Source organism: Brevibacillus sp. JB24b (assembly GCF_051713385.1).
Taxonomy (GTDB): Bacteria; Bacillota; Bacilli; order Brevibacillales; family Brevibacillaceae; genus Brevibacillus_B; species Brevibacillus_B laterosporus.
Map to the genome: position 1 here is coordinate 3,710,154 of NZ_JBNVQV010000001.1, position 25,560 is coordinate 3,735,713.

Below are 25,560 nucleotides of genomic sequence, written 5' to 3' on the forward strand. Positions count from 1 at the left end.
ACCCTACTCCGCATAACGTTTTAAAAGAATGGTCGCATTATGCCCACCAAAGCCAAACGTGTTAGACAAGGCATATTCCACCTTTGCCTCTCTCGCTTTGTTTGGTACATAATCCAGATCGCATTCTGGGTCAGGGTTCTCTAAGTTGATGGTTGGAGGTAAAATCTGGTCACGCAGAGCATACGCCGTCGCCATCGCTTCGATTGCGCCTGTTGCTCCCAACAGATGACCAGTCATCGATTTTGTAGAACTCACAGCTAACTTATAGGCATGCTCGCCAAACAGGTTCTTAATCGCTTTTGTTTCAGCCACATCCCCAGCTGGAGTAGATGTACCATGTGCATTGATGTAGTCCACTTGCTCAGGAGATATACCCGCATCTTTTAACGTATTTAACATACAGCGGCGTGCACCGTCTCCATTTTCATCCGGAGCAGTAATATGGAACGCATCAGCGCTCATACCGTAGCCAATTACCTCGGCAACAATGGTTGCTCCACGTTGTTTAGCGTGCTCTAATTCTTCCAAAACCAATACCCCAGCACCTTCACCCATAACAAAACCATCTCGACCTTGATCAAAAGGACGACTTGCCTTTTGTGGTTCATCATTACGAGTAGACATTGCTTTTAAGGAACAAAAACCAGCCATCCCCATCGGACGAATCGTCGCTTCTGTTCCACCCGTAATCATAACATCAGCTTGACCGAACTGAATGAGACGGAAAGCGTCACCAATTGCATTCGTACCTGTTGCACATGCAGTGATTGCACTCGAAGTTGGACCTTTAGCCCCCAACTCGATAGAAGCAATTCCAGAAGCCATATTAGCGATTAGCATAGGAATAAAGAACGGGCTAACACGACGTGGACCTTTCTCCATCAAAATCTGATGTTGTTCTTCCCATGTGCTAAGTCCACCTATTCCTGAACCAATATAGACACCGATACGCTCAGCATTCTCATCAGTAATGGTCAAATCTGCGTTTTTCACTGCTTCCTTCGCTGCTGCCAGACCTAACTGTACGAAACGGTCCATCCGACGTGCTTCTCGTTTATCCATATATTGTTCTGGATCAAAATCTTTAACTTCTGCTGCAATTTTTGTAGGATAATCGGTCGCGTCAAAATTCTCAATCGGACTGATCCCTGATTTACCTGCAAGCAGGTTCTTCCAAAGGGTTTCTGGGTCTTTTCCAAGTGCAGTAATGCATCCGAAACCCGTAATGACTACTCTACGTCTCATGTTCATTCACCTCTATATAAATCAGCTTGCGCATCCTAGCTTTACATTATTAGTAACGTACGTCTGTTGAAAAAATCACTTATTTGCGTAAAGGGAGAAGCCCCGTCGAAACGGAGCCCCTCCTTAGCGATTACTTGTGGGAAGATATGTAATTAACTACTTCACCCACAGTAGTAATTTTTTCTGCATCTTCATCAGAGATCTCTAGGTCGAACTCGTCTTCTAATTCCATAACAAGCTCAACTACGTCAAGAGAGTCTGCCCCTAGATCTTCTTTGAAAGAAGCTTCCAACGTTACTTTATCTTCGTCTACACCTAAACGGTCAATGACGATTTTCTTTACACGATCAAGAACTTCTGCCACTTACTTCACCCCCTCTCACGTATTATACGGGATGTCCCTAGTAAAAACCAGTTTACATATACATACCGCCGTCTACATGTAAAGTTTGCCCTGTCATGTAGCTAGATGCATCAGATGCTAGGAAAAGGGCTACATTAGAAATTTCGTCAGCTGATCCCAGACGGTTAAATGGAATTTGTGCTAGAATTCCACTCTTGACATCTTCAGGTAGAACATCTGTCATATCAGTGTCAACAAATCCTGGAGCAATAGCATTCACCTTAATGTTTCGTGAAGCTAGTTCACGAGCAGTGGTTTTGGTTAAGCCAATGACTCCTGCTTTGGCAGCCACATAGTTAGCCTGTCCTGCGTTACCTAATACACCTACAACCGATGTAATATTGATGATGCTTCCACCACGTTGTTTCATCATTGGACGAGTCAACGCTTTTGTCATATTAAATACGCCTTTTAAATTGACGTTGATAACCTCATCCCATTCTGACTCTTTCATACGCATTAAGAGATTATCTCTAGTAATTCCTGCATTATTTACGAGAATATCAATTTTTCCAAAGCGCTCCAACGCTTCTTTTACCATATTCTCCGCTTCTTCTGTATTTCCTACATTGGCGCGAATCATAATTGCTTCACGACCCAGTTTTTCGATGTCGGTCACTGTTTCCTGAGCTTTCGCTTCGTTTCCTGAATAATTAACGATGATATTCGCTCCTGCTTCCGCATATTTTAGCGCGATGGCACGACCGATACCACGAGAAGCTCCTGTAATCAAAGCTACTTTACCTTCTAACATTAACATGCTTCTCCTCCTCCAACGAATTCAGTAAGTGAATCCATGTCTTGCAGGCTAAAGATTTTTATGTTGGCTTCTTTTGGTGCAATTTTTTTCACCAGACCAGCTAATACTTTTCCTGGGCCGATCTCAACAAACGTAGTCACGCCTTGCTCGATCATCCAAGCAACCGAATCTTCCCAAAGAACAGGAGAAGATACCTGTTCAACCAAGCTCGTAGTGATTTCACTAGATTTCGTCACAGGACGTGCCGTAACATTCGTCACTACTGATATGTTGGCATCGTTTATTTCGATATCAGCCAAAACAGCTTGTAAAAGCTCAGCAGCTGGTTGCATTAAAGAAGAATGGAAAGGTCCGCTAACATTTAGTGGCATGACGCGTTTAGCGCCCGCTTCTTTTGCCAGTACTCCTGCTTTTTCTACACCTTCAGCACTACCTGAAATTACAATTTGTCCTGGGCAGTTCATATTTGCAAGCTGAACAGGATATCCGGCTTCGGTAACTTGTTCACATATGCTTCGCAAATTTTGGCGGTCCATATTAAGTACAGCTGCCATAGCCCCTTGGCCAGCAGGCACTGCTTGTTCCATAAATTGTCCACGAGCTCGTACGGTTTTCACAGCAGAAGTAAAGCTGATTGCTCCAGCAGCTGCCAGTGCAGAATACTCGCCCAAACTGTGTCCTGCCACGAAATCCGGCTTCAGATCAGGGCATTTTTCTTGTAAAACCTTGAGAACAGCAACGCTCATGGTCAAAATAGCTGGTTGCGTGTTTACTGTCAAACGCAACTCCTCTTCAGGTCCTTCAAAGCAAAGATGTGAAAGCGAGAAGCCTAACGCTTCATCCGCCTGACTAAAAATCGCTTTTGCCGCTGATGATTCTTCACATAACTGTGCTCCCATTCCAACAAACTGAGAGCCTTGTCCTGGAAAAACAAATGCTAGTTTATTCAAATCCATTCGACTCCAATCCATGTGTACTTCGTATTATTCGCCGTTTTGCTCACGTGTGCACCATGTAAGCAGCGCTGCTCCCCAAGTCAAACCGCCACCAAAGCCAACGAGAATAACATTGTCTCCTTCTTTTACTCTTCCCGATTGGATTGCTTCATCCAATGCAACCGGAATAGAGGCAGACGACATATTTCCATAGCGATCCAAGTTAATTACCACTTTATCTTCTGACAAGCCAAACCGTTTCACAGCTGAATCAATGATACGTAGATTCGCTTGATGTGGTACCAAGAGACCGATTGCTTCCTTTTCTAAACCTGCTTTTGTTAAAACCGTTTCAGTTGCACTGTTCATTACACGCACGGCAAATTTAAAGACTTCATTGCCTGTCATGCTCAAATAGTGCATTTTATTCTCTACTGTCTCTTTCGAAACTGGGTAACGTGAACCGCCAGCTGGTAGACTTAATAACTTGGCGCCAGATCCATCCGCGCCTAGATCAAATGCTTTAAAGCCCATTCCCTCTGGAACAGGACCAAGAACAGCCGCTCCTGCACCGTCACCAAACAGTACGCATGTATTTCGATCTTCATAGTTTGTAATTTTGGACAATGACTCTACCCCGATTACCAGCACATAACGATACATGCCATTCGCGATAAATTGTGTAGCAGTTGTCACCCCGTAAATGAAGCCAGTGCATGCTGCTGAAAGATCTATAGCTGACGCTTTCTTAGCACCCAATCTTTCTTGTAATATGCATGATGTAGATGGGAAAGAATGGTCTGGGGTTACTGTTGCCACAATGATCATGTCAATCTCTTCAGCACTAATATTTGCCTTGTCCAGTGCTCTCACAGCAGCTTCATAGGCTAGGTCTGAAGAAGCTTGGTCTTCCGCACAAATTCGGCGTTCACGAATTCCAGTTCGAGAGGTAATCCATTCGTCAGAGGTTTCCACCATCTTTTCCAAATCGGCATTACTTAACACTTTATCAGGTGTATAGGAGCCTGTTGCCAGGATTCCTACAGGACGTAATCCATTCATTCTTTTTCCCCTTTTCCGCTATGATCGATCTGTAGCTCCTTCAAGATGAGCTGATTGACATCAGACTTGCAAAAACGCGCCGCTGCAAGCAGGGCATTTTTAAAAGCTTTTGCATCGGATGAACCATGCGCCTTAAAGACAGGTCGTTTCAATCCAAGCATCGGCGCACCACCATACTCTGCATAGTCCATGCGGTTAGCAAAACGCTTTAGACTTGGTTTTAAAATAGCAGCAGCCAGTTTATTCATGAGGGTTGAAGTAAGCTCACGTTTCAACTGGGAGAATATTGCTAATGCCGTTCCCTCTGTGTTTTTTAATAAAATGTTGCCAGAGAAGCCTTCACATACCAGCACATCGCAAGCATCCTCTAATAAGTCTCGTGCTTCTACGTTTCCAATAAAATGTACCGGACTCTCTTTTAGCAAAGGAAAGGTGCTTTTTGCCAGCTCATTACCTTTTGCTTCTTCCGTACCGACATTTAGTAGTCCAACACGTGGTTGTTTAATTCCTAAGACTTTTTCTACATAAAGGCTACCCATAATGGCATATTGCACAAGGTGTTGCGGTTTGGCATCCATATTGGCACCAACATCAAGCACCAAAGTAACCCCACCCTTAATCTTAGGAATCATCGCAGCAAGAGCTGGACGCTCAATTCCCTTCATACGTCCAGTCACAAGTAAGCCAGCTGTCATCAGCGCGCCGGTGTTACCAGCTGAAATGACCGCTTCTACTTCCTCTTGACGTGCTAGCTCAACAGCTTTCACTAAGGAAGAATCTTTTTTACGGCGTACTGCTTTGACCGGTTCTTCATCTGTTGCTATTTTTTCTGTTGTATGTAAAATCTCAATATTAGATGGACGGGGTGTAGGCAGATAGTTGCCAATAGCTGATTCATCCCCAACTAAAACAATTTGTAAGGAGGGTTCAACAGCGATAGCCTCCAGAGCTCCTTCTACAGCACTGCGGGGTGCATGATCGCCCCCCATGGCATCAAGTGAAATACGCAAATACAATTCCCTCCTGTTTCTTCCTGCTCTTACTACTCCCGGATACGAAACACCCTGAAGGTAGCAGTAAACACATTTTCTCCTTGGACCTTCGTTTCGACGCGCACCTTGCTTTCGTCCCCTTCCGTAGAACGAACCACAGCCTTGGCAACTAGCTTCTCACCTTGCTTCACAGGTCGGATAAAACGCATGCGGGCTGTAGCCGTTAAAGCAACATCCGCGTCGATGACAGCAACGGCCAGGGAGTTGGCTTGAGCAAAAATGTAATGCCCACGAGCAATTTGTGTTCGATGAAACACATGCTCCTCTGTTATTTCCAAAACGGAAATTCCATAATCATCCAACTGTAGATCTATTACTTCGCCAATCACTTCTTCAATTCCTAGTGATTTGACTGGATCCAAACTTTTTTCTGCAACAGTCTTAATCCGTTCACGTAATTCCGGTATGCCTAGCTCTAAACGATCCAGCCTTATTGTTTGAATGCTAACATCAAACATCGTAGCCAAATCTTCATCCGTAGCGAATGGATTTCGTTCCAGACTATCCACGAGCTGTCTTTGACGATCTCTCTTTGCTATGCGAGCGATTTTCGGCACCCCCCTTAGCTTTTTCTATCTATGCTTACGAGTTGTTTTTAATACCAGGTACTAAATTAGTATACGGGAGGGAGGGTGTTTTTACAACCCTATTCATAAAAAATAACTTAATCCGTTATAAATTCCCGTTTGAATAGAAAAAAAGCAAGGTGATTATCTCACCTTGCCTCTTACTTATTGAACCACTTTCTTACCTTTGTAAGTTCCGCAGCTTGCGCATACGCGGTGAGCTAGTTTGTGTTCGCCGCAGTTATCGCATTTAACCATACCTGGAATCTCTAATTTGAAGTGCGTACGACGCAATCTTTTACGAGTTTTGGAAGTTCTACGTTGAGGTACTGCCATCTTCCTTACACCTCCTTCGAAGTCAAAATGTCTGAAGGTTCCCCATATAGAAACTCAAGGCATAAAGCCATAAGTGAAATGGTTATCTGTGGAACCGATGTATGTGGGTTAGGACCAATTCACAGGAATCGACCAACCCGTTCAAAAATGAAGCAATTCATCCAAAGAGAAGCGCTTCATCTTGAAAACAAGCTTATTCTTCTGCTTGAATGAAGAATTTCTTTAGAGCTTCTAAACGCGGATCAATACGTTCTGTGGAACAATTGCATGACTGTTCATTGCGGTTAATTCCGCAATTCGAGCACAGTCCCTCACAATCCTTGGAGCACAATGGAAACGCTGAAATCGACAACAGGAAGTCTTCTTCCAGGAACGGGTCCAACTCGATCTCTTCGCCAGTCACCTGATGAATATCGCTATCCTCATCGAATTCGATATCGGATGTATTCGGCGCAAAGGTTTCAGAAAAAGGAATCGAAAGCTGTTCCGTGTACGGTGTCAAGCAACGCGCACAAACGAACTTAGCTTCTGCTTGTATCTCTCCCTTGATATAGATTAAGCCACCGAGCTCCATAGCCTCTCCCGTAACGCTTACGGGTGATAAGTCTCGAATCTCTTGATGACGCTTCTTTAAATCCTGGGAATCCAAGTTTGTTTGAAAAGGAAGTGGTTCTCCTTTTCTGTGGTGCAATTCTATTAATTTAATATTCATGTTATCACCTCATGCACAACAAAGATGATTATAGCTTTTGCCTACATCTTTGTCAACCTATTTTCCTTGACACCTTATTAGCTGCAAATAGAATTTGCCAGAACAAATGAACTTGTCTACACTACCAGTACAGATAGGTTCTGGTAGAAAGGATGTAATTTTTACAAATGAAAACAGTGGGCCTTATAGTAGAATACAACCCTTTGCATAATGGACACAAGCTTCATTTTTCGTTAGCGAAAAAAAAGACAGGGGCTGACGCCTGTATCGCGGTCATGAGCGGTAACTTTTTACAACGGGGTGAACCTGCCATCGTTTCGAAATGGGCTCGAGCCGAGATGGCTCTTCGTTTAGGTGTTGATCTGGTAATTGAACTCCCCACCCTCTTTGCCACCTCTAACGCTGAGTTGTTTACCCATGGCGCAGTCTCGCTGTTAGATCGGATCGGTGTAGTAGATACGCTATGCTTTGGTAGTGAAAGTGGAGACATTAGTTGGATGAAACAAGCGGCACAGCTACTAGCGCATGAGACACCTGAATTTTCTCATTTACTAAAAGCAGGTCTACGTGATGGTCTCCCTTACCCTAAGGCGTACGCTGAAGCAGCTCACACGTACCTCGCTGATCATGGCATTCACGGTACAACCCTCGATCAACCAAATAATATACTCGGTTTTAACTATCTCCTATCGCTGGCTAGGTTAAACAGCAAAATTGTACCTGTCACCATTCAACGCCAAAAAGCAGGCTACCATCAAGAAACGATCACAGACGAGCAGATAGCCAGCGCTACTGCTTTACGAAAAATATTGACAGATAAACAGCAAAGTGTAGCTACAGTCGCCTCTTACGTACCTAAAACTACCATAGATGTGTTGCAACGCGAATGGAATTCGGAACTTTGTCCTATGAGTTGGGAGGATTTCGTTCATCCTTTATTCCATCGTCTCTTACAGCTCACTCCACAAAAACTAGCCGCGTACCATGAAATAGAAGAAGGCATGGAATACCGGCTCCTTGAATCGGTACGGCGATCAAAAACAGTTGCAGAGGTGATCACTTCCGCCAAAAGTAAGCGATATACGCAAAACCGCATTCAACGTATGTTACTTAACGTGTTACTCGATGTGACAAAAGAACAAATATCTACTTTCAACCTCCGCCACGGGGCCTCATACGCCCGTGTGCTTGGGTTCAGCCAGAAAGGAAGAGAATTACTCCAGCAGGCTAAACAAAAAAGTGCAATCCCTCTCTACACGAATGTACGAGATGGATTGCACCCTATGCTTGATATTGATATTCGCTCAAATGCTTTGTACCGTTTGGCGCATCCTACTTGCATCGAGCAGCCCTTTGTGGAGGAATATCGACGAATTCCTTTACAAATCACACCTGAGCAATAGAGAAACTTACTCTGTTCCCTTTGGCTTTAGGTGCTGTAGATACTGAAGTGCATCATCTACCGTCTTTACTGGTACAATCCGCATAGAAGTGTGAATACGTTTCGCTGTTTCCACCGCTATTTCATAGTTTGATTTATCGCCGCTCGTATCGTTTGGTGCAAAAAATATTTCTGCTCCTGCGGCATCAGCGGCGATAACCTTATGATTGATACCCCCGATCCGCCCTATTGTACCATCCGAATTCATTTCACCCGTTCCAGCGATACGATAGCCACGCGTTATATCGATTTCTGAGCGCAATTGATTATAAATTTCCAAGGTAAACATTAAGCCTGCGGATGGTCCCCCAATATTATTAGCGGCAATCGTAATTTTTTTATCAAATAGGATACGCTTTTGATCCTGTGGTGTAATACCGAATCCAGCTCGATGGGACGTAGCTCCGTTATTTTCTGGTAATTGAACCAGAATTAATTCCGCTCGCTCTTCCTTACCATCCCGTTTAAATTGCAATTGGATGACATCCCCCGCTTTCTTTCCTTCTAATAAGAGGAATAGGTCATTTTTATTTTTCACAGGCTTGTCGTTTAGCGAGGTAATGACATCGCCTACCTTTAATACTTTTTTAGCTGGAAAGCCATCCATAACAGACAAAACTAGGACTCCTTGATCTTCCATTTTGACTGGATAACCTGCTTTTTTAAGAGCAACCGCTTCTGCAACCTGTTGAGAGCGTTGCATGACCAATAGCTCTCGTTTTGCGTAATCTTCATCGCTTTCACCCTGAGCCGTAATAAATTTATCTGAAATAAGATCAGCATCCTTAGAAAATTGTGCGTATACATACCATAAAGGTGTTGCTCGGGACATACGTACGGTGGTCAACATAAATGTGCCCTTCTCGTTCTTCACGCCACCCTCTACAGTAATCATGGGGGCTAGCTCTTTTGCCGTTCCAGCGCGCTGAACATAATAAGGCATAGGGATATAGGTACTCATGACCATCAGAATCATGATGATCATAGCTACCAGGACGGCTACATTACGTTTATTAGTTCGTCTTAAGCGCTCGTTCGATTGATGTTCGTTTTGCATCTGTTTCCTCCCAATTCTTTATCATCTCTTTAATTTGATCAACATGCATACGAGCCGCTAGCTCTCCTAATTCCACAATAGAATCTATTTGTGTAAACGACAAGCTACCAATGTGGCCTACATCTGGACGAATAACCAAATCTGCGGATAACATCCGGTGGCGCAAAATCTCCCGTTCCATTACATCAATCGTCTGGGCAATCACATCAAAGATGGTTGACACTTTCATTTTAGTATCAAAATTGGCTACATCAATTGCCAAGACTAGATCAGCACCCATTTCTTTCGTAACTGTTATCGGTACCCGATCAATAACACCACCATCCACCAGCATCCTGCCGTTTACCTGTTCTGGTACAAAAATTCCTGGCATAGCAATGCTGGAACGAACAGCGATATCCACCGGTCCCTCTGTAAAAACAACTCGCTCTCCCGTTTCTATATCTGTTGCTACGATTGCCAAGGGGATTTGTAGTTCTTCAATATTTTTGCCATGAGTCAATAAGCGAATGATTTCTTTTATCTTTTGACCGGCTACTAATCCCATATGAGGGACAACCAAATCTAGCCAGTGCTTGCGTTTTAGATTTATCGCCAATTTTTCCATCATGTCTGGTTTCATCCCATTGGCATAAAAGGCCCCTACCAAGCTCCCCATACTACTCCCTGCTATATAATCAACAGGAATATCATGTTCTTCAAGTACTTTTAGGATGCCGATATGAGCAAAACCACGTGCACCACCAGCACCAAGTGCTAAACCAATGGTTGGTCGTTTCTTGTCTGTCATGAAAAAACGCCTCCTCCCCTCATCATATGAAAACAGCCCACTTCTCCATTCATTTTTTAGCTATAAGAGAAGATGAATAGTTTGTACCTTTCCAACGTAGACATGTACTAACGCTTACATCCGGGAGGGTTATATGTCGCATCGTTCTCCTTATCTCACAATTAGCTTGGCGATTTTGTCGCTCCTTTTGGTTTTCGTGCTTATTATTAATCCGGAGCCTTCCTTTCAAGCTGCTGTTCGCGGATTAAACATCTGGTGGGAAGTTGTCTTTCCTGCTCTTCTCCCTTTTATATTTGTATCGGAGGTTCTGATGGGAGTTGGTGTTGTTCATTTTATCGGGGTATTGCTAGAGCCACTGATGCGTCCTCTATTTAATGTACCTGGTACAGGAGGGTTCGTACTGACAATGGGGTTCTCTTCTGGCTATCCAGTCGCTGCCAATTTAACCACTCGATTACGGGAGCGAGGCCACATTACAAAAGTAGAAGGAGAGAGGCTCGTTACCTTTGCTACCACAGGAGATCCGCTATTTGTTATCGGAGCAGTAGCTGTTGGTTTTTTTAACAGCGAACAGCTTGGATATGTAATCGCCTTTACCCATTATAGTGCTGCTATCCTGCTTGGCATTCTCTATCGTATGTACTCCCCTGCTTCCTCCATTACAGCTACTTATGAAAAATCACAGCATCCCTTACTTTACCGGGCCTTACAAGCTATGCATCGTGCCCGAATCAGTGACAATCGTCCCTTTGGCAAGCTAATGGGAGATGCAGTGCAATCCGCTCTACAAACCTTGATGGTCGTCGGGGGATTTATCATCATGTTCTCAGTCTTACTTCAAATGATGCAGACAGTTGGCATCACCAATTTCTTAAACCGGATTCTCTTTTTACTATTGGGTCCCGTTGGATTTACGGATGCGATGGGTAAAGCTGGTTTGGCTGGGTTGTTTGAAGTAACAATGGGTGCCCAAAACACTAGTGAAATTCAGGATATCTCTATGATGACGAAAGCAGCTATTACGGCTGCCATCATATCTTGGGGTGGTCTAAGCGTCCATGCCCAAGTTGCAAGCATATTGAGCAAAACGGATATTAGTGTAAAGCCTTATCTCATCGGTCGAGCTATACACGCTACTTTAGCAGCTTTTTTAACTATCGTTTTCTGGAAGCCACTTACTATCATTACTCAAAATGTAAATACGAGCATCCCAGCATTTTTACCTAGTGAACACTTACTACAAGCTAAGTCATGGTGGTTAATCTTTTCACAAATGAGCACCATTGCAGCTTGTATCGCAATCGTCTTATTTCTAATATGTTTCTTACTACACAAGGTATGGAAGCAATAATGTAACCTATCTTTATGCAAACACAAGGAAGGGTAAGAAACTCATGTTCCTTACCCATTTGTTTGTGCTTACGTTACTGGTTAGCAAAGTTTTTAGCTATTTCCCTGTAATTCCTGAAACTTTAACCGCATTGATTGCTCTACAATCGGTGGCACCAGATCAGTTACATTGGCATCGTACTTGGCGAGTTCCTTTACAATGCTTGAACTCAAGAAAGAATATTGATTATTTGTCATGACAAATAGTGTTTCAATCTCGTCATCTAGCTTACGATTAATCGAGGCCATTTGCATTTCATATTCAAAGTCAGATACTGCTCGCAAGCCTTTTAACAAAACCCGTGCTTCTTTTCTTTGCATATAATCGACTAACAAACCATTAAACGTATCTACTTCTACATTAGAATACTCAGCGGTTACCTCACGTAATAATGCCATACGCTCTTCTAGTGTAAATAATGGTTTTTTATTTGAATTAACCAGTACAGCTACAATTACCTTGTCAAAAATTTTAGCTCCACGCTTAATGATATCTAAATGCCCATATGTAACCGGATCAAAACTGCCTGGGCAAACTGCTATTCTCATGCTAGGAATCTCCTTCCACTGTATAACGATAAATGGTAACCTTAGTATCTCCATAGGTAGAGCAGCGATATTGCTCACACAATCCAATTTGCTCAGGCAAGGTTAGCTTTGAGTCATGCTCCGTCACAATCCAAGCATCAGCGGCTACTAAATGTAACTGTTGTAGTTGTTCAATCTCTTGCTCAAGCTTTTGCTTCGCATAAGGAGGATCGAGAAATACCAGATCAAATTGTACTCCACGAGTAGAAAGTACCTTAAGGGCACGTGCTGAATCAATTTTATAAACCTCTGACTGCTCATCCAATCGCATGGTTTTAAGATTTTGTTTGACCGTGCTGAAAGCTTTACTATCACTGTCTACAAAAATCGCTTTAGCAGCACCGCGACTAAGAGCTTCAATCCCTAAGCCCCCTGTCCCTGCATATAGATCCAAAGCCCATTCCCCATCAAAATAAGGTCCTATCATGTTAAAGATGGATTCCTTTACTTTGTCTGTTGTGGGCCTTGTACTTGTACCAGGTACAGCGGCTAGTGGACGACCTCTGTGTTCTCCTGAAATCACTCTCATTTTCTCTTCACCTAACTTGTATACATATCCGTTGTCACACTTTTTTGTGAGACAGTAGTTTTCATACTACCATATAGGTAGGAAAAACGTAAAATTTCGCTACCGATAAAAAATATAAATCAGAATGTATAAGTTACCAGTTTGCTGGTAAAAATGTGTTACAAGCGATGCTATGGTGTCGCTGACAACCGCGGAGAAGACTTACGTTTCCCCATAAGCTCTTCCTCCGGTTTCTCCTCTCCCATAATTGAAGTCAGTTCAGTTGACACCTCATGTAGATAGGAGCATGATGGTGACAGGTTTCCCGCGTGGAAACAGCTTGAATGACTGCCTCACTCTTCTTAAGAAGAAGTGGGGTATTTTTTTGTTCAAAACAGGGATATTAGTAAACGTCCCCATTCATAAAGAATATAAGGAGGGCCCAACATGGCTGCTAAAAATCCATCAGAACGTAAAATTAAAGCTTCTAAAGCTCAATCGCAAGCAGATCGCACTGGTGTTGGTATTGAACGTGCCCGTGATATGCAATCGCAAGCAGATCTTGCTGACGTCAAAAAGCATAACCAATAATTATTATAGGCGTCCCAAAAGTTACATGCCAATACATCATGCCTCCTTGTGGATACTATTTTTATAAGGAGGCGTTTTTTATGCACACCGTTTGGAAAGGTTCCATTAGTTTTGGTTTGGTCAACATCCCTGTGCGTATGTTTACAGCAACGGAAGATCGAGATATTCGGTTTCGTCAATTGCATAAGGAGTGCCACACGCCGATTCGGTACTCCAAGGTTTGCCCGACATGTGATCGTGAAGTAGCTTCCGATGAAATCATAAAAGGATACGAATATGAAAAAGGTAATTTTGTTATGATTCAAGAGGAAGATTTAGACAAGATTGCCCCAGAAACAAAACGGGCTATTGAAATTGTCGATTTTGTTCAGTTGTCCGAAATCGACCCAATTTACTTTGATAAAAGCTACTATCTCTCCCCACAGGAAACGGGAGAAAAAGCTTATTCCCTACTAAGAGTCGCTCTACAACAGACAGGTAAAATTGCAATCGCTAGAATCACTTTGCGTAATAAAGAAAGCTTGGCCGTATTACGTATATATGAAAACGGTATGGTGTTAGAAACGATCTTTTATCCAGATGAGGTACGCTCTTTAGCTCAAGTACCAGCTCTCCCTCAAGCAGATGCCCCCTTAGTCGAGAGCGAGCTAGCTATGGCCATTCAATTAGTCGAAAGCATGTCTCGTCCCTTCCATCCTGAACATTACCAAGATACGTACCGACAACATTTACAAGAACTCATTCAGAAAAAGCTGGAAGGTAAAGAAGTGGCAACGGCTCCTTCCGCACCACGAGCCAATGTCATTGATCTCATGCAGGCGTTAAAAGAAAGCTTGGCACAAGCTGAAACACCACCAGGCTTGGCTACGAAAGAAACAAAAGAGAACCGTGACATAGTGGAACGTTATCCTGAGCCACGCCCTATAGCTCAGAACCCCAAAAAGAAAGGTAGAGCATCTGCGACTACGGCTACAACAGAGCTGTCTCCTGATACCAGCTCAACTACCGTAACAAAAGCCCTACGACGCAAAAAAACACAAACACCGACTTCCTAATCAATAACGAAAAAGCTGAGGGCTCAGCTGGTTGCTCTCAGCTTTTTCGTTTTTACTTTCTATTGACTATTATTTCTATAATAAATTCTTAATTGGGGTTTCCAAATCCATTGGCTCAATTGGCGACTCAAAACGGTCCACTACATTCCCTTCACGATCCACTAAAAATTTTGTGAAATTCCATTTTATGGAGTCATCCATCAATGTCTCAGGAAACTTTTCTTGCAAAAACATATGTAAAAGCCGACCAGATGCCTGTGACTCATCAAAACCAGCAAACGGAATTTCCTGACATAGGTAGCGGAATAGTAGGCTCGCATTCGTTCCCTTTACATCCATTTTTGCAAATACAGGGAATTTCACTCCATAATTTAACTCACAAAACTGAGCAATTTCCTTGTTATTTCCTGGTTCTTGTTGCTCAAATTGATTGCAAGGAAATCCTAAAATTTCTAAGCCTTGGTCCTGATAACGATCGTACAGCTTTTGTAAATCTGTATATTGAGGTGTAAAGCCACATTTGCTAGCTGTATTAACAATGAGTAAAACCTTACCTTTATAACGTTCTAATGACACTGTTTCCTCATTCATCGTTTGTACGGAAAAGTTAAATATGCTCAAACTCTTCACCATCCTCTCCATTACATTATAATCATTCTAAATAAAATCTCGCAATTACTTTTGCACTTTGATACAGTTTTTTTTGCATTTACAACGTAACATTGTTATGTTACGATCATTTACACAAAATAAAATATCATCCTTATATAAGGAGGTCACCCCGATTAATCAGGAATTGCTTTCAAAAAAAGAATTGTTAGAGCAAACCGGAATCTCCTATGGTCAGCTTTACCGCTGGAAACGAAAAAATTTAATTCCCGAGGACTGGTTTATTCGTAAATCAACCTTTACAGGGCAAGAGACTTTTTTTCCTAAACAAGAAATCCTTCATCGAGTGAACAAAATTCTAAGCATGAAAGATGATCTGTCACTGGATGAATTGGCAGATATGTTCTCACCCATTCCCTTAAATCATTCAATCAGCCGGCAAAGCATCCTTTCTCGAAACATTGTTACACCGATTTCACTTCAGCTATATGAAGAATGTTTTGCTCAACAGCAGGAATATCCTTTTGAAATAGTCCTATCCTTGTACACTGTTGATCAATTACTTCTCAGTGGTGAGTGTAGTCAGGAGGAAGCCAAAACCGTTCTACGTACCTATGCAGCCAACGATGCTTCTTTACAGGGAAAAGCTACTGAACTCATTCTCGTTAGAAAAATGGGCATGTCAATCTGTTTATTAACAATGTCCCCTGACGAAATATATTGGGAAGAGGATGCTCGCATTGTTGCGCGTCTTTCGCTTCCCGTTTTACTCGAAAATTTAAAACAAAAATGGGACATACTCAAGGAGGAGTTGTAAATGGTAAAAAGAGAACCAGATGATCTCGTAATCAATGGATCTATGAAAGTACCTGGAGGAACATTTCATTCCGTCAAAATAGCAGGTAGTGCAAAAATAACGACTGATCTTGTATGTAGGGAATTTTCTTGCGCAGGGCACGCCACTGTGGATGGAGATGTAGAGTCCGAAACCTTCGTCGTACGAGGTAACTCCTCTATTCATGGAAACGTTGAAAGCCAAATCATGAAAATTAGTGGAAATACAAAAGTAAATGGTCAGATTAAAGGTCAAGAAATTAACATTGATGGTAGCATTCTCGTGGAAGGCTCTTGCCATGGGGAAGAGATGAGAGTACGTGGTTATACTAAAATTGCTGGTGATTGTGAAGCGGAGTCTTTTCAGACATATGGTTGCTTTCAAATCGACGGATTACTGAACGCTGGACGAATTTATATTCAACCAAGTGGTGAATGCAGAGCAAAGGAAATAGGCGGTGAGCATATTGAAGTAAGACGAAAAGGCTCCTTCCTCCCTTCCCTACTTCGCCCGTTTTTTACCAACTGCCTAACTACGCATATCATTGAAGGTGACGATATTTATCTTGAAGATACCAAAGCAACCATTGTCCGAGGCAATCATATCACCTTGGGTCCTGGATGCGAAATTCAGCTAGTAGAATATAAAACTAGCCTTATTTGCGACGATAAAGCAAACGTGAAGGAAAAGGTACAACAGCAATAATATCTGTTAGAAAAGCGATCTGTATATCCAATCATCCCATTGTTACGAGGTGGCATATGAACCCAATCATTCCGTTTGAACCAACCATTTGTGAAAGCATTCCTCAAGGCTCTGAATGGATAGCCCAGATTAAATGGGACGGTGTTCGCATCTTAACTTATTTTGACGGTCAACAGGTGCAGCTTTTTAACAGAAGAAATAATGAAAGAACCTGGCACTATCCTGAAATCACAAATATCGCTACGTATTGTTCAGCCAGTTCCATTATTCTAGACGGTGAAGTAATTTCCCTTGGTTCTACAGGAAAGCCATCCTTTCATGAAGTAATGCGTAGAGACGGAATTCGTCGTCTTGAAAAAGTACCTCATGTACAATCCCAGGTGCCCATTACTTATATGATCTTTGATATCCTATTTGTTAATGGGGACTGGGTCAATCACCTCCCCCTCCGCGATCGGTTAGAACTGTTACAACAGTGGATCGAGCCTACTGAACATATTCAACTCGTAACCAGCCATCCCGACGGACAGGCGCTGTATAAGGTCGTGCAACAGCATCAACTAGAAGGGGTTGTTCTAAAAGATCTAACGAGTAGCTACCTCATCAATGGAAAAGATAAGCGTTGGCAAAAGAAAAAATATTACCGTGACCTACTTGCAGTTGTCGGCGGTGTTACGTTTCGCGATCAAGTAGTCAACTCCCTTCTTCTAGGTCTTTACACACCTGATGGTCACTTGAACTATATTGGTCATGCTGGTACAGGAAAACTGACAAACGCTGATTGGCTAGCATTAACACAATTTATCAAGCCGCTCATTCAAAAAGAAATGCCTTTCATAAATCGTCCTGTTCGCTATAAAGATGCTAGTTGGATTGCACCTGAACTAACTGTAAAAGTTCATTTTGCTGAGTGGACAGACGGTTTAACATTACGACAACCAAGTATTCAAGCCTTTGTCGAAGTACCTCCCCAGTCATGTCAGTTTGATTTATGATGGCTTGCTGATGTATGATCACTTCCCCACCAAGCTTTATATAGTGCTTCTATTCCTGGTGTTATCTCTTCGATTGGAATGGCACCAAAGCCTAACAGAAGTACAGGGTACTCAGATGTTTCTGAGTTTTTTCGTTGTCCCCCATGTTGATAATACTGCTTGATGGAATAGACCTGACAGTCCTGTTTCCTAGCCCGTTGAATCAATTCATCCTCTGTATAAGTTGTATGGATGCGAATCAAGATATGTAAACCAGCTTCACTCCCGATAATTTCGATTTGCTCTCCCATTGTTTTCGTTAGTGTTTGAAGCAAAATGCGATGCTTTTTTGCATACAGATTTCGCATACGTCTGATGTGCCGAGTCCACTCCCCTTTTTGTATGAACAAGGCAAGTGCATATTGAATCACTCTTGGAGCAGTCTGTAGATACTTTTTCCATATCTCCTGGTACTGGGTAACCAAGCTTTGAGGTAAGATCATGTAACTAATTCGCAGGGATGGCAATAACACCTTAGAGGCTGTGCCAAAATAAATGATCTGCTCATTGTTATCTAACGCTTTCAAGGCTGGGATAGGCTTCGTGCCATAACGAAATTCTCCGTCGTAATCATCTTCAATCAGATAAGCCCCTGTTTCGTTTGCCCAAGCAATTAATTGCAGTCGTCGTACAATAGACATGACCATCCCATAGGGGTATTGATGAGATGGGGTGACGTAGGCAATATCAGCCTTACTTGCCATCAATTGATCTAAGCGAATACCATCCTTATCCAACTGAATCGGTAGTACTGACATTTCATGTGAATGAAATACATGACGCACCTGATCATATCCTGGATCTTCCATCGCTACGACAGATTTATCACGAAAGACAGTCTGGCATAACAAGCTTAATAGCTGTTGCGTACCTGATCCAATAAAAATTTGCTCTACTCCACATCTAATACCTCTGGCCTGATATACATACGTAACCAATGCCTCCCGCAACAGTGATTCTCCCTGATATTCGCCATATGCCTCCGTTCGATCTAATTCGAATTGCATCGCTTCCTCCATACAGGCTCTCCATTGTTTTAATGGAAATACATTTCCATCCACCTTACCATATACAAAATCATATCGAGCAGGGGCTACTACATCATCTGGCTCATCCACCAACCTTGCGGAATGCTTCACTACTTCCAGTGTCACATCCTTGGCCCACCCATCAGCCAATAAATCCTCCACATAATACCCGCTTTTCTCTTTGCTTTTCACGTAGCCTTCGTCAAGTAATTGATGATAAGCTGCCTCTACTGTATTTCGACTCACCTGCCATTCTTGGGCCATCTGTCTAATTGATAAAAGTTTACTCCCGGACACTAACCTATTATTTTCAATCTCAGTTTTAATGGCTTCATATAACTGCTGATACATTGGCTTTTTTTGTTGCATCTTTTTCTTGGTGGGAAACATATGGCACCCCCGAATACCAGCTAAATCTGTCCCTATAATTAATTCTCATTCTGGTTCTATGAAAAGGGTCAGATTTTCACGACAATTATGAAGTAATCCAAATTGGTATGTCAAGAATTCTTTACTCAGTAGGAGGAAAAACCATGTCCTATCCATTAAGAAGATCGCTACAAGAAGTTCATGATCAGCAAACAATTACGCATTTTTTAGAAACCACCTCTATCGGTCACGTAGGCTTTTCCCTTCATGATGAACCATACGTAATTCCTGTCAATTTCGTCTGGACAAATGGTTGTATTTATTTTCATGGATCAATGGAAGGACGAAAAAATACGTTGATGGCTAAGAATCCCCGGGTTTGTTTTACCGTCAGCCATGAGAGGGGCACTCTATCAGATCCGATCCCCGCTCACGTGGATACCGCTTATTTTAGTGTTCTTGTTTTTGGACAAATCGAACTCATTACCGATCCGAAAGAAGCTACAGGAGTTTTACAAGTTATGCTAGACAAATATGTACCTGGTTATTTTGACCGTTCCCTATCTGAGGCTCACGTCACCCAATATCGCTCTCCTTTTGGCAGTGCGGTTGGCGTGTTTAAAATTGTTCCGACACATATTAGTGCCAAAGAAAACCCACTAAAAGAACATAAACTCTTTTATCCCGGCAAAAAAGTAACGGATGATGTGAAGAAATCACAGAAAAATCGGGAAGAATAAGGCACATCCGAATAGCAGGAGGGGTTTATTCTTGGCGATTGCTACAACAGAGTATCGTATAGACATCGAAGGAAAAGAGTTAGTTATCACAAATCCAAATAAGCCTCTATGGCCTAAAGCTGGTGTAACCAAACTCATTTATTTACAATATCTCATAGAAATGGCGCCTTATTTGCTACCTTATACAACTGATCGGTTTTTAACTGTGATCCGCTATCCACATGGGGTCGAGGATAAATCCTTTTATCAAAAGAATCTTCCAGACTATGCACCAGATTGGATTTTACGTGCTGTAGATGGCTCCATCACCTATGCATTGTTAAATGATACAGCCACCCTAATCTGGATGGCTAATCAAGCTGTATTAGAATGGCATATTGCTTTTCATACCTACCAACAGGAGTGGCCTACCGAATTAGTTTTTGATCTCGACCCATCCACTCCCGATTTTACAGATGCAATAGAGGCTAGCCTGTATGTAAAAGAAATTCTTGATGAGTTACAGCTCAACAGCTATCCCAAAACATCGGGGGCAAGTGGTATTCAAATCTACATTCCTATTCAGTCAGGCTATGCTTTTGAACAGACTCGAAAGGTAGGAGAATTTATTTGTAACTATCTAACGCAAAAGTATCCTCAAAAACTAACAATTGAACGTCTCACGAAGAATCGGGGAACGAAGTTATATCTCGATTACTTACAGCATTGGCGTGGAAAAACATTACCCGCTCCCTACACGACTAGAGCCAAGGAGCTAGCGACGGTCTCTGCCCCTTTAAGCTGGTCAGAAATAGAAAGTGTACACCCCAGTGATTTTACCATCCATACAATGCCTGAACGTATTAAGCAAAAAGGAGATTTATTTCTTCCCCTGCAACAGCAAGAAAATCGATCCTCTCTAGCACATATTTTAGATATTTTAAAGTAAGATATTGAAAGGCATTTTTTGTTTTAACCCTTATCTTTACAGAAAAACAACTTTCATGAGAATGCATGAGGAAATACGTGCGTATTCTATGTTATACTTTCCCCATGAGTAAACATGAGGAGGAGATTCACTTTGTATGATCCGATTGCCTTTTCCATCGGAAGCTTAGATGTCCATTGGTATGGACTTATTATGGGGACTGCTTTTTTACTAGGAACATATCTCGCGCGTTATAATGCCAAGCGCTCTGGTATAGATCCCGATCACATTTTAAACATGGTGGTCTGGATTATTCCTGCCGCTATCATCTGTGCTCGCCTTTATTATGTAGCCTTTGAGTGGAATACGTATAAAGATAACTTGCTCGATATCTTTAAGGTATGGAATGGTGGTCTGGCAATCCACGGAGGATTAATTGGCGGATTTATCGCCGGTGCTCTGTATATAAAAAAATACAATCTGCCTTTCCTTACATTAGCAGATGCTATGATGCCAAGTGTTATCTTGGGTCAAGCCATCGGTCGTTGGGGTAACTTTATGAATCAGGAAGCTCATGGCGATGTCGCTTCTGCCGCATTCATGTCTAACTTCCCGGCCTTTATTCGCGAACAAATGTTCATTGAAGGTCAATACTACCACCCTACTTTCTTGTATGAATCCTTGTGGAATCTGCTTGTGCTAGCTCTACTGTTATTGATGCTGTATCAGTTCAAAAAATTTGATGGTCAAATTTTAGGTAGCTACCTCATTTTATATTCATTTGGCCGTTTCTTTATTGAAGGAATGCGTACAGACTCTTTGTATCTCGGACCTTTGCGTATTGCTCAAATAATGAGCCTCGCCCTGATGGTTGTAGGTCTAATTGTACTGGTTTACTGCTATCGTAGACAAAAAAAGATTGGCTCCAAGCAAAAAGATAGTATGTAGCAAGACCCATGACTAAAAATAAAGCATCCTTGTCTCTTCGTAAGAGGGACAGGATGCTTTTGTTTTTTAAAGGGTTTTTTGCTCGTTTAAAAAAAATATGAAAAGGTCATACTGGATATACAGTCATAATCGACAGGCATTTCTGATAAGGGAGGGCTGAAAGAATGACCAGTGAACTTTTAGAGGAATATCTGGATCACTTTGTTATTGTGTATTATCAACAAACCAACACTTCGAATCCTCTTACTTCCCATCATACGGAAGAAGGAGTGTTTTATGATTTTGACAGTGCTGGAATCCTGCTCCGTCAAAATAACTTGTGTTATATTCCTTTTCATTCTATCCAAAAAATCGAAATAAAAGCTAGGCCCACTCTCTGGCAACGCTTAACAGGAGTGTCCTAGCTTTTAGCTTTATAACCTAACTATTGTAAAATCTTATAGAAATACATCAAGAACACGATAGCTGATGGCAGCTAATAGAGCTACTATTGGAAGTGTAATCACCCACGTGAAGACGATACGTCCCGCAACCCCCCACTTAACAGCAGAGAATTTCTGCGAGGCACCCACCCCCATAATAGCGGAGGAAATAACATGAGTGGTACTAACCGGCAATTTCAGGATCGTAAATAGAGTAATGATAAACGCAGAGGAAATATCAGCAGAAAAACCGGAAATCGGCTTGATCTTCATAATCTTTCCACCTAGCGTTTTGATAATTCTCCATCCACCAACAGAAGTACCAAATGCCATTGCAAGAGCGGCGGATACCTTAACCCATAGAGGAATATCTGTTGTTGTAGCAAATCCACCAGAAACCATTGCAAAAGTGATGATCCCCATCGTCTTCTGTGCATCATTCGCACCATGGCTAAATGCTTGCCAAGAAGCAGACAGCACCTGTAAATAACGGAAGCCTCTATTAGTCTTGTGATAAGGCATGTTAGCAACGATTTTGGAAACGAGCTTAATAACAATAAATCCAATCACAAAGGCAATAAGCGGGGAAAAAATCAAGCCCTGAATGATTTTTATAAAGCCACCATAATTAACCGCACTAAAGCCTTCAGCTCCTACAACCGCACCCGCAATTCCGCCGATTAACGCATGCGATGAAGAGCTCGGAATCCCAAACCACCAAGTAATTAGGTTCCAAAGAATCGCAGCGACCAATGCAGCTAGTACTACGACTAAACCATTTTGCAATTCAAATGGATTAGCAATATCGCTACCAATCGTTTTGGCAACACCTGTATAAGTAAGTGCACCGACCAAGTTAAAGATAGCAGCCATAAGAATGGCCGTACGCGGGCTTAGTGCACGAGTTGACACCGAGGTAGCAATTGCATTGGCTGTATCGTGAAATCCATTGATAAAGTCAAAGCTTAAAGCCATAATCACCACAAGAATCAGGATGATTAATTCTGGCGACAGATTAAGCATTCTTCAGCACAATCCCTTCAACCAGATTAGAAACATCCTCAGCAAAATCAGCACAGTCTTCCAGTTTCTCATAAATCTCTTTCAGCTTAATCGCTTCAATTGGGTCTTGCCCTGGTGTATTTAACAGCTCAGATACCATTTTGCGATAATTCGCGTCTGATTCATGTTCAAGAGCTTTAATATCTTTTGCGATACCCTCTACCACTTTATGATCCAGCTTACGTAGAGTGCGAATCAATTCAATTAGTTTAGAGGTTAGTTGGTGTAAGATGTTAGCTTGAGCTAGAACACGCTTGTCTACTTGTTTCACTTGGTAGAGATACATGCATTCTGCAGTACTATCAATCAAGTCAATAACGGAATCCAGTGTATGAGCCAACGCGTGAATATCCTCACGTTCCAACGGTGTGATAAATGTTGAGTTTAACTGGTTCATTATTTGACGAACAACAGCATCGCCTTCTTTTTCAACTGCTTTAATTTCAGCTACTCTCTCCTGTAAATTTTGGTAGTTGCTAACCATTTCAAAAAAGAGATGGGAACCTTTATGTACAGTCGCAGCCTGCTGTTCAAAAAGATCGAAGAATGTTGTTTTGTTAGATTTGATCATGGAAGAAATCTCACTCCTTCAGAATTATCACCTCTACGATTATATAAAACATGTATTTCTACGTAAATTGATTTATAGTCAAAATTCGACAAAACTATGTTAAGTTTTTGTAAAGATATTAATAAGATTTCATAAACCGCTAGATGACAGGGTTTTCAGCGATTTCATTTCCTGTTTTTTTGTAAAAAAATCCTTTCTTTCCTTCACGAAAAATAATTAAAAAATACCTTTATTTACATTTATTTATAATTTATACATAGATTAACTGGTATCATTTAGATATTTCTTGGTATTAGATAACAGATTGTTAACAAAATGTTTGCTTGCCAAATCAATAGGTCATTCGAATCAGATGATCTCCATTCTTTTGTGTCATAAAAAAAACCAGGGAGTATCCTGGTTTCATCCTCTCATTTCTATTGTGTACGTTGTTACATACATTCATGTATATGTTCATGTAATGGAACGTGGTTGGTATCTCGATGCCAAAATTTTATCTCGCCACCCACTGGACCACAATATAAGCAATCACGTTGTTTTTTTGCTTGATACATAATTTGGTCTGCATAGGCAGTAAGTTCGGCAGCTGTAGTAGCATGATCTGGATAGGAAGCCACTCCTATACTAACCGTCACTTCACCTATTTGTTGTCTAATTTTGTTTTGCAAACGTAGACCTACATCCACTCCTGCCTCTAGGCAAGTATGCGGAAGTAGAACCACAAATTCCTCTCCTCCCCAACGTCCAACCAGATCGTTTCCCCTTACATTCTCACGTAAAAACCTTGCGAATCGCTTCAAGATTTTATCGCCTTCCAAGTGACCATGTTCATCATTGTATTTTTTAAAATGATCCAGATCAATAACCAGCAACGTGACTGAATATTCGTAGATTTTTGCTTTCTGAATTTCCCTGTCCATCATCTTAAAAAACTGTCGATTAGCCAGAACCTCTGTTAGAGAATCATGATGAGCCTGTTTTTTGTAATCCTCAAGTATTTTTCCAAAATAAAAGCCACCTGCCCCCTGAAGAACTGCTAAAAAAATTGGAACATAAACAGCTTGAAAAGAGACCTGAGAAACGGCGCCAAGCCACCACCACAAGCAACCGAGGAGAAATCCAAGACCTGCTCCTCCATATCGATATCTCAATTTGATACCTCCCTCAAGCTGGACGCTGTTTCATATCAATCAGGAGTAAATCTTTAGAACCATATCATTTAGTTCATTTTACCCACTGATACTACTCATTTCAAGTTGAAACATTCCCTATAGCATCCCAGAAAAAGGATATTTCTGTTCTTTTCCCAAAATAAGGCACAAATAACGAATTAGGTCCAATTGCTCATCCTTTGATGTAAAGTGCTTGTATGTAGTTCTAGCATAATCTTATCGGGATCATGAAAATATATACTTTTGCCGCCTCCACGAAGGATAGGACCTTTTACTATCGTGATTTCCTTCTTACGTAATAACTCCACTGCTCTGTCAAAATCCTCCTCGTTCATATAGAAAGCACAATGATGAAAATACTGTCGTTCTAATTCGATCGGAAATATTTCCGGCCTTTCCAATAGACATATCCAAGCACTCCCCCATTCCAAGTAAGCATCTGCTCTGCCTTGATGCACCAGTTTCATTTGCAATTTCTCACAATAAAAACGTAGAGATTGTTCCAGATTTGAGACCTGTAAAGTGATATGACTAAAGCCTGTGACTCTCATATTTTCATGTAAATTTGCATTTTCATTCATGTTTTACTCGCTCCCCCATCATCATTTCTTTCCCTATGATAATGTTCTACAAGCTGAAAATCCCTAGCATCAATCTCATAAATCACT

Annotated in this window: 30 protein-coding genes; 11 read left to right on the plus strand and 19 right to left on the minus strand. The window is 41.7% G+C overall.

Annotated elements, in window-relative coordinates:
- Positions 1–3: 3 nt before the first annotated feature.
- The 9 genes from fabF to ACQV1I_RS17340 form a co-directional block, all read right to left on the minus strand.
- Positions 4–1,245: a beta-ketoacyl-ACP synthase II gene (fabF, locus tag ACQV1I_RS17300; RefSeq protein ID WP_094699419.1), complete on the minus strand. Its 1,242-nt coding sequence runs from the start codon at positions 1,243–1,245 to the stop codon at positions 4–6.
- Positions 1,246–1,375: 130 nt separating this feature from the next.
- On the minus strand, positions 1,376–1,609 hold the full coding sequence (gene acpP / locus ACQV1I_RS17305; protein ID WP_094699420.1) for an acyl carrier protein: 234 nt from the start codon (positions 1,607–1,609) through the stop codon (positions 1,376–1,378).
- Positions 1,610–1,661: 52 nt separating this feature from the next.
- Complete coding sequence (fabG, locus tag ACQV1I_RS17310) at positions 1,662–2,402, minus strand: 3-oxoacyl-[acyl-carrier-protein] reductase (RefSeq protein WP_176452342.1); 741 nt, start codon at positions 2,400–2,402, stop codon at positions 1,662–1,664.
- Positions 2,402–3,358 (minus strand): ACP S-malonyltransferase, encoded by a 957-nt coding sequence (fabD, locus tag ACQV1I_RS17315; protein WP_201747390.1) that lies wholly within the window; start codon positions 3,356–3,358, stop codon positions 2,402–2,404. Before fabD ends, fabG begins: the two co-directional genes overlap by 1 nt.
- 33 nt (positions 3,359–3,391) lie before the next feature.
- Positions 3,392–4,405 (minus strand): beta-ketoacyl-ACP synthase III, encoded by a 1,014-nt coding sequence (locus ACQV1I_RS17320; protein ID WP_094699423.1) that lies wholly within the window; start codon positions 4,403–4,405, stop codon positions 3,392–3,394.
- Positions 4,402–5,415 (minus strand): phosphate acyltransferase PlsX, encoded by a 1,014-nt coding sequence (gene plsX, locus ACQV1I_RS17325; protein WP_018670784.1) that lies wholly within the window; start codon positions 5,413–5,415, stop codon positions 4,402–4,404. Before plsX ends, ACQV1I_RS17320 begins: the two co-directional genes overlap by 4 nt.
- Before the next feature lie 32 nt (positions 5,416–5,447).
- Positions 5,448–6,014: a transcription factor FapR gene (fapR, locus tag ACQV1I_RS17330; protein WP_018670783.1), complete on the minus strand. Its 567-nt coding sequence runs from the start codon at positions 6,012–6,014 to the stop codon at positions 5,448–5,450.
- Between the two features lie 174 nt (positions 6,015–6,188).
- Positions 6,189–6,359 carry a 50S ribosomal protein L32 gene (rpmF, locus tag ACQV1I_RS17335; RefSeq protein ID WP_018670782.1) on the minus strand — a complete coding sequence of 57 codons (171 nt, stop codon included), beginning with the start codon at positions 6,357–6,359 and terminating at the stop codon, positions 6,189–6,191.
- Between the two features lie 193 nt (positions 6,360–6,552).
- Complete coding sequence (locus ACQV1I_RS17340) at positions 6,553–7,071, minus strand: YceD family protein (protein ID WP_094699425.1); 519 nt, start codon at positions 7,069–7,071, stop codon at positions 6,553–6,555.
- Positions 7,072–7,238: 167 nt separating this feature from the next.
- On the opposite strand from ACQV1I_RS17340, the gene ACQV1I_RS17345 reads away from it, so the two are divergent.
- Positions 7,239–8,474 carry a nucleotidyltransferase gene (locus ACQV1I_RS17345; protein WP_116333374.1) on the plus strand — a complete coding sequence of 412 codons (1,236 nt, stop codon included), beginning with the start codon at positions 7,239–7,241 and terminating at the stop codon, positions 8,472–8,474.
- 6 nt (positions 8,475–8,480) lie between these two features.
- Here ACQV1I_RS17345 and ACQV1I_RS17350 read toward each other — a convergent pair whose 3' ends face one another.
- Both ACQV1I_RS17350 and ACQV1I_RS17355 read right to left on the minus strand, forming a co-directional pair.
- Positions 8,481–9,569: a SepM family pheromone-processing serine protease gene (locus ACQV1I_RS17350; protein ID WP_116333375.1), complete on the minus strand. Its 1,089-nt coding sequence runs from the start codon at positions 9,567–9,569 to the stop codon at positions 8,481–8,483.
- A complete protein-coding gene (locus ACQV1I_RS17355; protein WP_018670778.1) occupies positions 9,526–10,359 on the minus strand; it encodes a patatin-like phospholipase family protein in 834 nt (277 codons plus the stop codon). Before ACQV1I_RS17355 ends, ACQV1I_RS17350 begins: the two co-directional genes overlap by 44 nt.
- Before the next feature lie 133 nt (positions 10,360–10,492).
- On the opposite strand from ACQV1I_RS17355, the gene ylbJ reads away from it, so the two are divergent.
- Entirely contained in the window at positions 10,493–11,710 is a 1,218-nt protein-coding gene (ylbJ, locus tag ACQV1I_RS17360; protein ID WP_116333376.1) for a sporulation integral membrane protein YlbJ, read from the plus strand.
- 92 nt (positions 11,711–11,802) lie between these two features.
- Here ylbJ and coaD read toward each other — a convergent pair whose 3' ends face one another.
- Positions 11,803–12,297, minus strand: a complete 495-nt coding sequence (gene coaD, locus ACQV1I_RS17365) for a pantetheine-phosphate adenylyltransferase (protein ID WP_094699430.1) — start codon at positions 12,295–12,297, stop codon at positions 11,803–11,805.
- A 1-nt stretch (position 12,298) separates the two neighbouring features.
- Positions 12,299–12,865: a 16S rRNA (guanine(966)-N(2))-methyltransferase RsmD gene (rsmD, locus tag ACQV1I_RS17370; RefSeq protein ID WP_094699431.1), complete on the minus strand. Its 567-nt coding sequence runs from the start codon at positions 12,863–12,865 to the stop codon at positions 12,299–12,301.
- Positions 12,866–13,291: 426 nt separating this feature from the next.
- Here rsmD and ACQV1I_RS17375 point away from each other — a divergent pair, with 426 nt between their 5' ends.
- Both ACQV1I_RS17375 and ACQV1I_RS17380 read left to right on the plus strand, forming a co-directional pair.
- A complete protein-coding gene (locus ACQV1I_RS17375; RefSeq protein WP_018670774.1) occupies positions 13,292–13,435 on the plus strand; it encodes a hypothetical protein in 144 nt (47 codons plus the stop codon).
- Between the two features lie 80 nt (positions 13,436–13,515).
- Positions 13,516–14,490, plus strand: a complete 975-nt coding sequence (locus ACQV1I_RS17380) for a Ku protein (RefSeq protein ID WP_094699432.1) — start codon at positions 13,516–13,518, stop codon at positions 14,488–14,490.
- Positions 14,491–14,565: 75 nt separating this feature from the next.
- On the opposite strand, the gene ACQV1I_RS17385 is transcribed toward ACQV1I_RS17380, so the two are convergent.
- Positions 14,566–15,111 (minus strand): glutathione peroxidase, encoded by a 546-nt coding sequence (locus ACQV1I_RS17385; protein ID WP_116333377.1) that lies wholly within the window; start codon positions 15,109–15,111, stop codon positions 14,566–14,568.
- A 106-nt stretch (positions 15,112–15,217) separates the two neighbouring features.
- Here ACQV1I_RS17385 and ACQV1I_RS17390 point away from each other — a divergent pair, with 106 nt between their 5' ends.
- The 3 genes from ACQV1I_RS17390 to ACQV1I_RS17400 are packed head-to-tail and all read left to right on the plus strand — an operon-like array spanning position 15,218 to position 17,634.
- Positions 15,218–15,916, plus strand: coding sequence for a YhbD family protein (locus ACQV1I_RS17390; RefSeq protein ID WP_201747391.1), 699 nt, complete (start codon positions 15,218–15,220; stop codon positions 15,914–15,916).
- On the plus strand, positions 15,917–16,639 hold the full coding sequence (locus tag ACQV1I_RS17395; RefSeq protein ID WP_094699434.1) for a polymer-forming cytoskeletal protein: 723 nt from the start codon (positions 15,917–15,919) through the stop codon (positions 16,637–16,639).
- 56 nt (positions 16,640–16,695) lie between these two features.
- Positions 16,696–17,634 carry an ATP-dependent DNA ligase gene (locus ACQV1I_RS17400; RefSeq protein WP_094699435.1) on the plus strand — a complete coding sequence of 313 codons (939 nt, stop codon included), beginning with the start codon at positions 16,696–16,698 and terminating at the stop codon, positions 17,632–17,634.
- Here the strand turns inward: ACQV1I_RS17400 and ACQV1I_RS17405 are convergent.
- Positions 17,619–19,091: a PLP-dependent aminotransferase family protein gene (locus tag ACQV1I_RS17405; RefSeq protein WP_094699436.1), complete on the minus strand. Its 1,473-nt coding sequence runs from the start codon at positions 19,089–19,091 to the stop codon at positions 17,619–17,621. The two genes, ACQV1I_RS17400 and ACQV1I_RS17405, sit on opposite strands and share 16 nt — an antisense overlap.
- Before the next feature lie 143 nt (positions 19,092–19,234).
- Here ACQV1I_RS17405 and ACQV1I_RS17410 point away from each other — a divergent pair, with 143 nt between their 5' ends.
- From ACQV1I_RS17410 to ACQV1I_RS17425, 4 genes are all read left to right on the plus strand, one after another.
- Positions 19,235–19,810, plus strand: coding sequence for a pyridoxamine 5'-phosphate oxidase family protein (locus tag ACQV1I_RS17410; RefSeq protein WP_094699437.1), 576 nt, complete (start codon positions 19,235–19,237; stop codon positions 19,808–19,810).
- A 31-nt stretch (positions 19,811–19,841) separates the two neighbouring features.
- Positions 19,842–20,738, plus strand: coding sequence for a non-homologous end-joining DNA ligase (gene ligD, locus ACQV1I_RS17415; protein WP_094699438.1), 897 nt, complete (start codon positions 19,842–19,844; stop codon positions 20,736–20,738).
- Positions 20,739–20,870: 132 nt separating this feature from the next.
- Entirely contained in the window at positions 20,871–21,665 is a 795-nt protein-coding gene (gene lgt / locus ACQV1I_RS17420; RefSeq protein WP_094699439.1) for a prolipoprotein diacylglyceryl transferase, read from the plus strand.
- A gap of 164 nt (positions 21,666–21,829) precedes the next feature.
- Complete coding sequence (locus ACQV1I_RS17425) at positions 21,830–22,069, plus strand: hypothetical protein (protein ID WP_018670764.1); 240 nt, start codon at positions 21,830–21,832, stop codon at positions 22,067–22,069.
- A 33-nt stretch (positions 22,070–22,102) separates the two neighbouring features.
- Here the strand turns inward: ACQV1I_RS17425 and ACQV1I_RS17430 are convergent, their stop codons facing one another.
- From ACQV1I_RS17430 to ACQV1I_RS17445, 4 genes are all read right to left on the minus strand, one after another.
- Positions 22,103–23,110, minus strand: a complete 1,008-nt coding sequence (locus tag ACQV1I_RS17430) for an inorganic phosphate transporter (protein WP_094699440.1) — start codon at positions 23,108–23,110, stop codon at positions 22,103–22,105.
- Positions 23,103–23,720, minus strand: coding sequence for a DUF47 domain-containing protein (locus tag ACQV1I_RS17435; RefSeq protein WP_018670762.1), 618 nt, complete (start codon positions 23,718–23,720; stop codon positions 23,103–23,105). Before ACQV1I_RS17435 ends, ACQV1I_RS17430 begins: the two co-directional genes overlap by 8 nt.
- A 431-nt stretch (positions 23,721–24,151) precedes the next feature.
- Positions 24,152–24,871 carry a GGDEF domain-containing protein gene (locus tag ACQV1I_RS17440; protein WP_116333379.1) on the minus strand — a complete coding sequence of 240 codons (720 nt, stop codon included), beginning with the start codon at positions 24,869–24,871 and terminating at the stop codon, positions 24,152–24,154.
- A gap of 179 nt (positions 24,872–25,050) precedes the next feature.
- Positions 25,051–25,443: a VOC family protein gene (locus tag ACQV1I_RS17445; RefSeq protein WP_104065179.1), complete on the minus strand. Its 393-nt coding sequence runs from the start codon at positions 25,441–25,443 to the stop codon at positions 25,051–25,053.
- Positions 25,444–25,560: the final 117 nt, after the last annotated feature.

Coding starts and splice junctions, on each gene's coding strand:
- ACQV1I_RS17355 (WP_018670778.1), bottom strand. CDS start 10,359: ATGACAGACAAGAAACGACCAACCATTGGTTTAGCACTTGGTGCTGGT.
- fabF (WP_094699419.1), bottom strand. CDS start 1,245: ATGAGACGTAGAGTAGTCATTACGGGTTTCGGATGCATTACTGCACTT.
- fabG (WP_176452342.1), bottom strand. CDS start 2,402: ATGTTAGAAGGTAAAGTAGCTTTGATTACAGGAGCTTCTCGTGGTATC.
- ACQV1I_RS17380 (WP_094699432.1), top strand. CDS start 13,516: ATGCACACCGTTTGGAAAGGTTCCATTAGTTTTGGTTTGGTCAACATC.
- rsmD (WP_094699431.1), bottom strand. CDS start 12,865: ATGAGAGTGATTTCAGGAGAACACAGAGGTCGTCCACTAGCCGCTGTA.
- coaD (WP_094699430.1), bottom strand. CDS start 12,297: ATGAGAATAGCAGTTTGCCCAGGCAGTTTTGATCCGGTTACATATGGG.
- ACQV1I_RS17345 (WP_116333374.1), top strand. CDS start 7,239: ATGAAAACAGTGGGCCTTATAGTAGAATACAACCCTTTGCATAATGGA.
- ACQV1I_RS17430 (WP_094699440.1), bottom strand. CDS start 23,110: ATGCTTAATCTGTCGCCAGAATTAATCATCCTGATTCTTGTGGTGATT.
- ACQV1I_RS17350 (WP_116333375.1), bottom strand. CDS start 9,569: ATGCAAAACGAACATCAATCGAACGAGCGCTTAAGACGAACTAATAAA.
- ACQV1I_RS17320 (WP_094699423.1), bottom strand. CDS start 4,405: ATGAATGGATTACGTCCTGTAGGAATCCTGGCAACAGGCTCCTATACA.
- ACQV1I_RS17395 (WP_094699434.1), top strand. CDS start 15,917: ATGGTAAAAAGAGAACCAGATGATCTCGTAATCAATGGATCTATGAAA.
- ACQV1I_RS17390 (WP_201747391.1), top strand. CDS start 15,218: ATGTTACGATCATTTACACAAAATAAAATATCATCCTTATATAAGGAG.
- ACQV1I_RS17405 (WP_094699436.1), bottom strand. CDS start 19,091: ATGTTTCCCACCAAGAAAAAGATGCAACAAAAAAAGCCAATGTATCAG.
- ACQV1I_RS17425 (WP_018670764.1), top strand. CDS start 21,830: ATGACCAGTGAACTTTTAGAGGAATATCTGGATCACTTTGTTATTGTG.
- ACQV1I_RS17410 (WP_094699437.1), top strand. CDS start 19,235: ATGTCCTATCCATTAAGAAGATCGCTACAAGAAGTTCATGATCAGCAA.
- ACQV1I_RS17400 (WP_094699435.1), top strand. CDS start 16,696: ATGAACCCAATCATTCCGTTTGAACCAACCATTTGTGAAAGCATTCCT.
- ACQV1I_RS17375 (WP_018670774.1), top strand. CDS start 13,292: ATGGCTGCTAAAAATCCATCAGAACGTAAAATTAAAGCTTCTAAAGCT.
- ACQV1I_RS17445 (WP_104065179.1), bottom strand. CDS start 25,443: ATGAGAGTCACAGGCTTTAGTCATATCACTTTACAGGTCTCAAATCTG.
- ACQV1I_RS17340 (WP_094699425.1), bottom strand. CDS start 7,071: ATGAATATTAAATTAATAGAATTGCACCACAGAAAAGGAGAACCACTT.
- ACQV1I_RS17435 (WP_018670762.1), bottom strand. CDS start 23,720: ATGATCAAATCTAACAAAACAACATTCTTCGATCTTTTTGAACAGCAG.
- ylbJ (WP_116333376.1), top strand. CDS start 10,493: ATGTCGCATCGTTCTCCTTATCTCACAATTAGCTTGGCGATTTTGTCG.
- rpmF (WP_018670782.1), bottom strand. CDS start 6,359: ATGGCAGTACCTCAACGTAGAACTTCCAAAACTCGTAAAAGATTGCGT.